Origin of the sequence: uncultured Ruminococcus sp., assembly GCF_937915125.1 — a bacterium.
Taxonomy (GTDB): Bacteria; Bacillota; Clostridia; order Oscillospirales; family Ruminococcaceae; genus Ruminococcus_C.
On sequence record NZ_CALDMP010000012.1, the window covers coordinates 1 to 11,831 of the forward strand.

Below are 11,831 nucleotides of genomic sequence, written 5' to 3' on the forward strand. Positions count from 1 at the left end.
GGGAAGGAAAAGCCATATCCTGGCATATTGCACAAATGCTGAACCTGGATATGAATGCGGACAATCGTGTGGAATTCAACGAGATCACACGAAGCGGTATTCAGGCAGGTATGAGCCATCCCCATAAAATTGACCTGGATCTGGTGAATGCCCAGCAGGCACGCCGGATTCTCGATCGTCTGGTAGGCTATAAGCTCAGCCCATTCCTGTGGAAAAAGGTGCGCCGGGGTTTGTCTGCTGGCCGTGTGCAGTCTGTGGCAGTACGTCTGGTGGTAGACCGTGAAAACGAGATCCGTGCCTTTGTGCCCCAGGAATACTGGTCCATTGATGCAAAGTTCACTGCACCTCCGTCCCGGAAGATCTTTGGGGCAAAGCTGGTGAAAGTGGACGGCGCGCGTGTGGATAAGACAGAGATTCCCACAAAAGAAGAAGCAGATGCACTGCTGGCACGGCTCCAGAATGCTGCGTATTCCGTGCAGAATGTCAAAAAGCGTGTCACAAAAAGACATCCGGCACCGCCTTTTATTACCTCGACCCTCCAGCAGGATGCTTCCTATCGTTTGGGATTTCAGTCCAAGCGTACCATGAAAGTGGCACAGGAACTGTATGAGGGCGTGGATATTGAGGGACTGGGTGCAGTCGGTCTGATCACCTATATGCGTACTGACAGTCTGCGTATCTCCGAAGAGGCGCAAAAAGCCGCATCGGATTATGTCACTGCACAGTATGGTGCAGATTATCTGCCGCCGGAATCTCGTGTGTACAAATCCAAGAAAAATGCCCAGGATGCCCACGAAGCTATCCGCCCGTCTATGCCGGATCTGACACCGGATCGGGTAAAGTCCAGCCTGACAGCGGATCAGTTTAAGTTGTATAAGCTCATTTGGGAACGGTTTATTGCCAGCCAGATGGCAGATGCACTTATGGATACTGTTTCCGTGGATATTGAAGCGGATAACTGTATCTTCAAGGCAACTGGTTCCACTGTGAAATTTGAGGGCTTTACAGTGCTGTACGATGACGCAAAGAGTGAAAAGGGCGAAAACAAGAATCTGCCGGAGCTGGAAAATGGCATGGAGATCAAGGTGAAGTCTCTGGAGGGGAATCAGCATTTCACCCAGGCACCGCCTCGCTATACCGAAGCAACGCTCATTAAGGCACTGGAAGAAAACGGAATCGGTCGTCCGAGTACCTATGCGCCTACGATCACTACCATTACGTCACACCTCTATGTGGAACGTGAGGGAAAACAGCTGAAGCCGACAGTGCTGGGCGAAGTGACCACGGAGCTGATGAAAGAGCATTTCGAGAATATTCTGGATGTGAAGTTCACTGCGGAAATGGAAAATAACCTGGATGAAGTGGAACAGGGCCAAAAGAGCTGGGTGGCAACCCTGGAGGATTTCTACGGTGACTTCTCCAGGACACTGGAAACTGCCGAGGAAAAAATGGAAGGCAAACGTGTCAAGGTACCGGACGAGGAAACGGATATTGTCTGCGATCAGTGCGGCAGAAATATGGTCATCAAGATCGGAAAATACGGCCGGTTTCTGGCTTGCCCAGGATTCCCGGAGTGTAAGAACACCAAGAAGATCGTTCAGGAAACTGCCGGTAGCTGTCCGCTCTGCGGCGGTAAGATCATTCTGAAAAAATCCAAGCGTGGACGCAGCTTTTATGGATGTAATGCCTATCCGGACTGCAATTTCATGACCTGGAATGTTCCCACGGAGGAAAAATGTCCGGAGTGCGGCTCGACGCTGTTTCAGAAGGGCGGAAAGTCGGGTACACTTGTCTGCGAAAAGCCGAACTGCGGCTACTCCCGTCCTGTGGGCGGAGGTGCGTCATGAGTCAGGTGACAGTCATTGGCGGTGGTCTTGCCGGATGCGAAGCGGCATGGCAGCTGGCAGAGGCTGGTTTTTCTGTGCATCTGCTGGAGATGAAGCCGGTGCAGTATACCCCGGCACATCACTATGAAGGACTGGCAGAACTGGTCTGTTCCAACTCCCTGAAAGCAGACCGCATCAATTCTGCGGCAGGTCTGCTCAAGGCGGAAATGACACGGTTGGGTTCACTGCTGATGCAGTGTGCCCGGAAGTCTGCCGTTGCTGCCGGCGGTGCGCTGGCAGTGGATCGGAAACAGTTTTCCGATCTGGCGACGAAGGCAATCCGAAATCACCCGAATATCACGCTGGAAACGGCTGTGGTGGAGAAAATCCCTGATACGCCTACGGTTGTTGCCACAGGGCCGCTGACGGCTGGAAAACTGGCGGAGGATATCGAAAAACGCTGTGGTACAAGACTGAGCTTTTTTGATGCGGCGGCGCCCATTGTCAGCTTTGAGAGTCTGGACAAGGAAAAGATATTTTTCGCTGCACGATACGGCAGGGGCGATGCGGATTATATCAACTGTCCCATGAACAAAGAGGAATATGAGAACTTTTATCAAGCACTGGTAACTGCGGAGCGTGCGCCTTTGCACGACTGCGACAAGGATGCTTTCCGGGTGTATGAGGGATGTATGCCCATTGAGGTGCTGGCATCCCGGGGTATGGATACCATGCGGTTTGGGCCGCTGAAGCCTGTGGGGCTGACGGATCCCCGGACAGGACACCGTCCCTGGGCAGTGGTACAGCTGCGTCAGGAAAACCGGGAGGGCACCATGTACAATCTGGTGGGATTCCAGACGAATCTGCGCTTTCCGGAACAGCGCCGGGTATTCTCTATGATTCCGGGGCTGGAACATGCGGAGTTCCATCGGTATGGTGTGATGCACCGGAATTCCTTTCTGGATAGTCCCCGGCTGCTGAATGCGGATTATGCATTCCGTGGGGCAGAGGATCTCTATTTTGCTGGTCAAATGACAGGTGTAGAGGGTTATATGGAATCTGCGGCAAGCGGTATTCTCGCCGGAAAAAATCTGGCACGGCAATTACGAGGCAAGCCGCCCCTCATCCTGCCCAGAGAGACCATGATGGGTGCACTTGCCGCATATATCAGCAGCGCACCTACGGAGAATTTCCAGCCCATGGGAGCCAATATGGGTATCCTGCCGGATCTGCCGGAGCGTATCCGTGGCAAGCAGGAAAAATATCAGGCATACGCAGACCGGGCAATGGCAGCACTGGAATCCTATCTGTCAGAAAACGATTCCTGAAAACGAAAAAAACACCATGCCGTACAAAAGCATACCCAAACCAACCAACGGAGGGATAAAACATGAAACCACAATACATTGCGGCTGTACTGGCAGTTTGTCTGAGTGAATGCGTTCTGACCGGATGTATCACGGACGGCGGAACACGTACTTCTTCCAGTGAAGAAACTAGGGAAACCACTGTCACCACTGATTATATCGAATATGAGAAGAAACCTGTTATCTACCTCTATCCCGAAGAAGAAACCGAAGTCAGCGTCAGGCTGGATTTTGCCGGGGAACTGACCTGCACCTACCCGGCATATGAGAACGGCTGGAATGTCATTGCCCAGCCCGATGGTACATTGACAAACCTTGCAGACGGAAAGGAATATTCCTATCTGTACTGGGAAGGCATGTCTCAGACTGCATGGGATATGTCCGAGGGCTTTGTGGTCAAGGGCGAGGATACTGCCCATTTTTTGCAGGAAACCCTGTCCGCAATGGGTCTGACGCCAAGGGAGTACAACGAGTTTATTGTCTACTGGCTTCCCCGGATGCAGGAGAATCCCTATAACCTCATTACTTTCCAGCAGGATGCATATACGGATGCTGCAAAGCTGGAAATTACGCCGGAACCGGACAGCGTGCTGCGTGTGTTTATGGCATATCAGGCACTGGACGAACCGCTCACAGTGGAAGAAGCGGAGATCGAACCGTTCACACGGAATGGATTTGCCGTGGTCGAATGGGGCGGCACGGAGGTAGAGTAAATGGGAATCGTTCTGGGGCTGGGACTGATGATTTTTCTGATATTTGCAGTGCCGGCAGTGATGCTATTGATCGGAAGCATTCTGTTTTTTTGCTTCTGGCATAAAAATCAGAAAACTCTATTGTTGGTTCTGGGAATCGTTAGTCTGGTACTCATGGCGATTTGCATAATTTTAGCAGGGATTGGCTTGCTGATGATGCTTGGACCATTGAACTATGCCGGAATTTTTTAGGAACAAGGGCATCTCTAAAAACCCCGAATCCGTCAGATGTGGTGCAGATTTGCGACAGATTCCCTTGCGGAAAAACGCAGGAATACTCGATGTATTTCAAGTTTTTCCACAAGGGAAGATGGCGTAAAGATGCGCCGCAGATGACGGGTGAGCGGGTTTTTAGAGGTGACCACAAATGAAATTGATGAATCAGGCGTTAGAATTGAGGAATGACGGAAAAGTCCGCGTCATTCTTCACTCCTAATTCCTCATTCTGAAGAAAACGAAATGGGGGAACTCAAAAATCGTGAACATTTTAATAGACGCATTCGGCGGAGACAACGCACCGCTGGAGGTCATCCGGGGCAGCGCTCAGGCTGTGAAAGAACTGGGCGTGACTATGACCTTGGTAGGTGACTCGGACAAGATCAAGGACTGCGCTGCCAAAAATAATATTGCCCTGGATGGCATGGAAATTCTCCATGCACCGGCAGTGTTCGACATCCACGAGGAGCCGACTACGCTGCTGAAACAGCATGCGGACAGCTCCATGGCAGTGGGGATGCAGGCGCTCCACGATGGCAAGGGCGATGCCTTTGTCTGCGCCGGAAGTACCGGAGCACTGCTGGTGGGGGCAACCTTTCTTGTAAAGCGTATCCCCGGTATCAAACGTGCCGCAGCCGCACCGGTATTGCCCACAGAAAAGTTGCCTTTTATCCTCATTGACGGCGGTGCAAATAATGACTGCCGCCCGGAAATGCTGGTACAGTTTGCTATTATGGGCAGTGCCTACATGCAGAATGTCATGGGCGTGGAAAATCCCCGTGTGGCACTTCTGAACGTAGGTGCAGAGGAAACAAAGGGCAGAGAACTGGAACTGGAATCCTATGTCCAGCTGGCACAGGCACCGGTCAATTTTATTGGGAATATCGAAGCCCGGGAATTGCCCACTGGTGCGGCAGATGTGGTCGTGACAGACGGCTTTACAGGCAATGTAGCGCTGAAGCTGTACGAGGGCATGGGCAAATTCATGGCACACCAGATGAAGGGGAATCTCTTTGCTGGTTTCACCGGAAAACTGGCGGCGCTACTCATTCTGCCGAAGATCAAGGCACTGACGAAAAAAATGGATTATAAGGCAGTGGGCGGTGCTGTGATGCTGGGTGTTCAGAAGCCTGTCATCAAGGCGCATGGCAGTTCAGATGCTATCGCATTTTTCAATGCCATTCGGCAGGCACGGGACTGTGTTGCCGGAAATGTGGTGCAGACCATAACAGAGACCGTTTCTGCCATGCGGTCGGAAAAAATCGGAGGAAAGTAAGCAATGGAACATACCGAATATGTGGATCTGGGACGGTTTGAGACCTACATCCATTATCATTTTCATGACAAACATCTGCTGCTGGAGGCACTTTCTCACTCCTCCTATGCAAATGAAAAGCGCAAGACACGCAACAGCAATGAACGGCTGGAATTTCTGGGTGACAGCGTGCTGTCTATCGTAGTGTCTGAATTTTTGTTTCATAAATACCCCAATATGCCGGAGGGCGAGCTGACAAAGCTTCGTGCCTCTATGGTCTGTGAAAAGGCGCTCCATGTCTTTGCGCAGGAGATCCATCTGGGCGAGTTCCTGCTGCTGGGAAAGGGTGAAGAACACACCGGCGGCAGAGAGCGTTCCTCTATTCTGGCAGATGCCTTCGAAGCAGTCATTGCGGCAATTTTCCTGGACGGCGGCATGGATGCGGCAAAGCGTCATATTCTGCGGTTTATTCCCGACAATCCCGGGGAAAAGGAACCCATTGGATTCCAGGATTACAAGACCCAGCTGCAGGAAGTCGTCCAGAAGAACCCGGAGGAAAAGGTGGAATATGTACTGGTCAGCGAATCCGGTCCCGATCATGATAAGGCGTTTAAAGTGGAGGTCTGTCTGAATTCTAACGTCATCGGTACGGGCGTCGGACACAGCAAAAAGGCGGCAGAACAGCTGGCGGCAAAGGAAGCCTTGTCGCTCATGGGCTATGGCAAAGCATAAGACACTTGCCTTTTTCATTCCCCATCGGGGATGTCCACACCAGTGTAGCTTCTGCGACCAGCGTACCATCAGCGGCACCCAGAATGCCCCGGAACCGATGGAGATCGCACAGACCTGCCGGGAAATGCTGGAACGTTCTGCGCCATTGGAGTCAGCAGAGATCGCCTTTTTTGGCGGTAGCTTTACGGCAGTGGAGACGGAATATCAGATTGCGCTGCTAGAGGCGGCACAGCCTTTTCTGGGGGCAGGAAAATTCCAGGGCATCCGTATTTCCACACGTCCCGATGCCATTGATTGGGAGGTTCTGGAACGGCTGAAACAATACCACGTGACAGCAATTGAACTGGGTGCACAGAGTATGTCAGATGCGGTTCTCACAGCAAATGCACGTGGGCATACGGCGCAGGCTGTCCGGGATGCAAGTGCAGCGATCCGCAGCGCCGGGTTTTCCTTGGGATTGCAGCAGATGGTGGGACTGTATGGCAGTACTTTGGCGGATGAATATGACACGCTGGAAGAGCTGCTCCGATGCAGACCGGATACCATGCGGATCTATCCCACAGTGGTGCTGGAGGGAACGAAGCTGGCGGAATGCTGTCAGGATGGCGTTTATCCGGTATTAACGCAGGAGGAAGTATTGGAATTCTGTGCAGACGCTCTGTGTCGCTGTGCCCAGGAAGGTGTGCGTGTCATCCGGCTGGGACTTCATGATACACCGTCCATCCGGGAACGGATGATTGCCGGGTATTATCATCCGGCGTATCGGGAGTTGGTGGAGTCCAGACTGTACCGCCGTGTGTTGGAACAAGCGGCGGAGGATGATGGAAAACCGGAATTGTTTGTGGAAACCGCACTGGGAACCTTGAGTAAACTGTTGGGACAGCATGGGTGTAACCGAAAGTGGCTGGCGGAGCGTGGGGTGACGCTGAAAGCTGTGGAAACAACGGATGTGTTGTCCGGTAAGCTCCGTGTCGGCAAAAGATCATACGATCTGTTTTCGTGAAAGGAAATGCCATGCAGAAAAAACACCATAAGATCTGGATCCTGATTGTAATTATTGTCGTTCTGTTGGTCGGGCTCGGCACAGGCTATGTCCTGTATCGCCGGCAGAGTACAGCGCCGGTTTCTGTGGAGACAACCCTGGAATATGCTCCGGAAAACGTGGTCTGCTTCTATCAGAAAGACGATGCATGGAAGTCGGACAAGCTGGGTGATTCCCAGTATACCATGAGTAATTCCGGCTGTCTGACATGCTGCGTGGCGGCAGTGCTGCAAATGCAGGGCTTTTCTGTGGATGGTTTATCTGCTGATGCCGATGCCGGAGAAGTGAACCGATTTTTTTCAGGACAAGGTGTCTATGACAGCGAGGGCAATCTGCAATGGGATGTGTTGGAGCAGGTGACGGGGATATCTGTGACGAAAAAGGATGCATCGGAACTGGCAGCCGAAGAACTGGACAAGCATCTGGAAGATGGATGCTACCCCATTGTCCGGGTGCGTGTGGGCGGAACAGGCAGCTATCATTATGTGCTCATCGTCAGCAGTACGGACGGGGAGTACTGGTGTATGGATCCGCTGGAGAAAGCGGAAACGTTGGTGCCGCTGTCGGACTTTGGCGGAAAGATTTATGCAGTGCGGTTTTTGCAGTGGGAAAGTCGTATTCTGGATGAGACTTGACGAAAAGGGACGGCGAAATTCGCTCGCTTTGCTCGCTGTTCGCCTGGGTTCGCACAAACGCTGTTTGGGGTTTTACTGTATGGTTTACTTTGGAATCCTGAATTTACACTGCTTGTATGGGGAAGTTATTTTAGTAGCGTTTGTGCTTTGTATGCTATGCGTTAACTTGATAGAGAGGGTGTTTCTTCCTTTTTCTTTTTTCTGAAAAAAGAAAAAGGAAGCGAAAAAGAAAAAAGACGGCTCGCTTCGCTCGGATGCGAATCTGAAAACGAAAGGAGATGTGTGTATGTATTTACAGTCGCTGGAACTGCAGGGATTTAAGTCCTTTCCCGATAAGATCAAACTGACCTTTGACAAGGGGCTGACTGCTGTTGTCGGCCCTAACGGCAGCGGTAAAAGCAATATCGGCGATGCCGTGCGCTGGGTACTGGGAGAACAGTCCACTAAAACCCTCCGGGGCAACAAAATGGAGGATGTCATTTTCTCCGGTACAAAAACCCGGAAACCCATGGGCTTTGCCGCTGTCACTCTGGAGATCAACAACGAGACCGGCGAACTGGGCGATACCTATGGTGAGGTAGTCAGTGTTACCCGAAAGCTGTACCGCAGCGGTGATAGTGAGTACCGCATCAACGGCAAAAATGTCCGCCTGAAAGATGTGACTGAGCTGTTCATGGATACTGGCATGGGCAAGGACGGCTATGCCATTATCGGACAGGGACGTATTGCGGAGATCGTCAGTGCCAAAAGTACCGACCGCCGGGATATTTTCGAAGAGGCTGCGGGTATCTCCAAGTTTCGCTATAAAAAGCAGGAGGCACAGCGAAAGCTGGATGCAGCACAGGATAATCTGGTGCGTCTCCAGGATATCGTGGCGGAACTGGAATCCCGTGTGGAACCTCTGCGTCATCAGGCGGAAAAGGCGAAACAATATGTGGAACTTGCCGGTCAACAGAAGCAGCTGGAAATCTCCCTGTGGGTGCGCAGACTTTCGGCACTGCGAGAAAAGCTGACAGCACTCTCTGACGGCTTTTTGCAGGCACAGGCGGAATATCAGAACGCTGAACTGGAGATCCAGCGTGCAGATGAACAGGTGCAGGAGGGCTATCGCCGGATGCAGGAGAGTACCCTCCAGATCGAAGCCATCCGGCAGAAGATCCAGCAGGCGGAAGAAGAAGCTGCACAGCTCCGTGCGGCAGTTGCCGTGTGTGAAAATGAGATTGCCCATGGAAAACAGACCCTGGAAAGTCTGGAACGGCAGATGCAGGAGACTCAGTCGCAGTCTGAGGGCATGAAAAACCGCATGTCCTCTCTGACGGAACAAACAGTGCAGCTGCGGCAGAAACGGGAAGCGCTGTCTCTGGAGACGGAACAAGTTCAGCAGCAGTGGAACGAACTGGAAGAACATGCCGCAATGCGGGGACAGGAGTATGAACAGGCTAACGCCAGATTACAGCAGCTTTATGTGCAGCAAAGTGAACTCCGTGTCATGCAGCAGACCACAGCAGGACAGCAGGAGGAACTCCGTGCCCAGCTGGCAGAGCATATCATGCGGCAGAATGCCCTGAAACAGGCGTGCGAAGCTCAGTCAGGGACATACCAGACGGCAAAGTCCCAGGCGCAGCAGGCAGAGGCAGAACTGCAGCGTGTACAGAACCAGCGCAGCGGCTTTCAGAAGCGCTATGCCAATGCAGTACAGGCACTGGAAGAAGGACGAAAGCGCCGGGAACAGGCGACGTTTGCACTCCGGGAAAAACGCCAGCGGCAAAAGCTGTTACAGGATATGGAACGCAACATGGAGGGCTTTGCCGGCAGTGTCAAGGCAGTACTCCGTGCAGACGGCGGAAAGCCTCACGGTGTGTTCGGCACCGTGGCACAGCTGATTACCACCGACCAGGAATACGGCGTGGCAATTGAGACCGCCCTGGGCGGTGCGATGCAGAATCTCATCGTGGCGGATGAAAATGCTGCAAAGCAGTGGATCCGCTATCTGGCACAAAATCGTGCCGGACGTGCCACATTTCTGCCCCTGACCTCTGTCCGTGGAAAGCAACTGACAGAGACCGGTCTGGAACGTCACGATGGATTTGTGGATCTGGCTTGCAATCTGGTGCGCTATGATCCGAAATATGCGGATATTGTCCGGTTCCTGCTGGGGCGTATTGCTGTGGCAGAAGATCTGGATGCGGCAACGGAAATTGCAAAGGCACATCAGTATCGTTTTCGCATTGTTACTCTGGATGGTCAGGTTATCAATGCCGGCGGTTCTTTCACCGGTGGTTCGGCACAGCGCTCCGGCGGTATGCTCACACGTCGTGCGGAACTGACGGCACTGTCCGGGGAGGTACAGACCCTGGAACAGCAGGAACAAGAGGCGGCAGATGCTTTTCAGAAAGCCCAGGCGCAGTCAGTGCAGTTACAGCAGCAGATGGAAGCACTCCAGGCAGAATGCCGCAAGGCGGAATCGGAAAGCCTGACGGCAAATGCACAGTTGGAAAAGTACGGCTATATGCAGCAGCAGGCGGCAGAACGCCTTGCAGAAGCACAGGCGCAGCAGGTATCCCTGCAAAGCCGTCTGGACGAAGCCGTGGAGAAATACACTGCCGCAAAAGCCCAGGCAGCACAGACGGAACAGGATATTGTCCAGGCGCAGGCGGCACTGGAACAGGAGACAGACAAACGCAGTGCTCTGCAGGAGCAGCAGGAAAAGCTTGCAGACCGGCGTGCCCAGCTGAAAATCGGCATGATGGAACTGGAAAAGGATATGGAGACTCTATCCCGGGAAATGCAGCAGCAGAGCGAACAGCAGCAGTCCATGGCGCAGCGGCTGGAGGAGATTCGGTCGGACATGGAAGTCCAGCGGCAGCTGATCTCTCAGAAGCAGGAAGAAATCACCCAGGGCAATGCGAAAATCGAACAGATGAAAAACGACCGTACCGACAGCCAGGCACAGATACAGCATTGGCAGCAGGTACACGATGCACAGGATCAGCAGATCCGGCAGATACAGAATGGTCTGCGGGAAACCAATGCCACACGGGAGAAGTATTCCGGAGAAATGAGCCGGCTGGAAGAACGAAAGCTGTCTGTACAGAGCGACTATGACGGCGTTATCCGGCAGCTGTTCGAACAGTACGAATTGTCACTCTCTGAAGCACAGGCGCTGGCGCAGCCTTTAGAAGATCTGCAGGCGGCACAGCGGGAACTGCAAAGTCTGAAGAGTAAGATCCGTGCGCTGGGGACAGTCAACGTTGCGGCAATTGCGGAATATGATGAGGTGTCCCAGCGATATAAATTCCTGTCGGCGCAGATGAAGGATGCACAGACTGCCAAGGAGGAACTGGAAGATCTGATTGCATCCCTGACAGAAGAAATGCAGCGTATTTTTTCAGAGAGCTTTACCCTGATCAATCGGAATTTCCAAGACATTTTCCAGGATCTCTTCGGCGGCGGCGAAGCGCGGCTGGAACTGACGGATCCGGAGAATGTGCTGGAATCGGGCATCGAGATCAAGGTGGCACCGCCGGGAAAGGTCATCAAGAATCTGATCTCTCTGTCCGGCGGAGAGCAGTCCTTTGTGGCGATCGCCATTTATTTCGCCATTCTGCGGCTGCGTCCGTCGCCGTTCTGTATTCTCGATGAAATTGATGCGGCGCTGGACGAGGGCAATGTGCGGCGGTATGCTCAGTATCTGCAAAACTTTACGAATACTACCCAGTTTATTCTGGTGACCCACCGCCGGAGCGCCATGGAAGAGGCAAATGTGCTCTACGGCGTTACCATGCAGGAGGACGGCATTTCCCGTCTGCTGCGAATGGAGCAGGAGGAATTTGCGTTGAATTGAATGCATAATGCAAAATGAAGTGTGTTTGCGTAAGGCAATTGAAAAGGTATCACATCATGCTGGTCCAGCTGAGCACAGCTGGCGCAGGTCCAGGGCTGCGGAAGCCCTGGCAGAGTCCAGGGACAGCGTCCCTGGTCGCCGTCCGCAGACGGCGAAATACCC

9 protein-coding genes are annotated in these 11,831 nt (G+C 52.8%); all 9 read left to right on the forward strand.

Annotation, left to right across the window (positions count from 1 at the left end):
* The coding region (gene topA / locus Q0418_RS01020) for a type I DNA topoisomerase (protein ID WP_298481684.1) at positions 1–1,847 on the forward strand (1,847 nt) is incomplete at its 5' end.
* Entirely contained in the window at positions 1,844–3,154 is a 1,311-nt protein-coding gene (gene trmFO / locus Q0418_RS01025; RefSeq protein WP_298481685.1) for a methylenetetrahydrofolate--tRNA-(uracil(54)-C(5))-methyltransferase (FADH(2)-oxidizing) TrmFO, read from the forward strand. The genes topA and trmFO, both read left to right, overlap by 4 nt.
* Positions 3,155–3,216: 62 nt before the next feature.
* Entirely contained in the window at positions 3,217–3,906 is a 690-nt protein-coding gene (locus Q0418_RS01030) for a hypothetical protein (protein WP_298481686.1), read from the forward strand.
* Positions 3,907–4,137, forward strand: a complete 231-nt coding sequence (locus tag Q0418_RS01035) for a hypothetical protein (RefSeq protein WP_298481687.1) — start codon at positions 3,907–3,909, stop codon at positions 4,135–4,137.
* Between the two features lie 286 nt (positions 4,138–4,423).
* Positions 4,424–5,437, forward strand: a complete 1,014-nt coding sequence (gene plsX, locus Q0418_RS01040) for a phosphate acyltransferase PlsX (RefSeq protein WP_298481688.1) — start codon at positions 4,424–4,426, stop codon at positions 5,435–5,437.
* Between the two features lie 3 nt (positions 5,438–5,440).
* Entirely contained in the window at positions 5,441–6,148 is a 708-nt protein-coding gene (gene rnc / locus Q0418_RS01045) for a ribonuclease III (RefSeq protein WP_298481689.1), read from the forward strand.
* The gene (locus tag Q0418_RS01050) at positions 6,135–7,151 is read left to right on the forward strand and encodes an elongator complex protein 3 (protein ID WP_298481690.1); all 1,017 of its coding nucleotides are present in this window, start codon (positions 6,135–6,137) and stop codon (positions 7,149–7,151) included. The genes rnc and Q0418_RS01050 overlap by 14 nt, the downstream gene beginning before the upstream one ends.
* An 11-nt stretch (positions 7,152–7,162) precedes the next feature.
* On the forward strand, positions 7,163–7,825 hold the full coding sequence (locus Q0418_RS01055) for a hypothetical protein (RefSeq protein ID WP_298481691.1): 663 nt from the start codon (positions 7,163–7,165) through the stop codon (positions 7,823–7,825).
* Positions 7,826–8,111: 286 nt separating this feature from the next.
* The gene (gene smc, locus Q0418_RS01060; RefSeq protein ID WP_298481692.1) at positions 8,112–11,669 is read left to right on the forward strand and encodes a chromosome segregation protein SMC; all 3,558 of its coding nucleotides are present in this window, start codon (positions 8,112–8,114) and stop codon (positions 11,667–11,669) included.
* Positions 11,670–11,831: the final 162 nt, after the last annotated feature.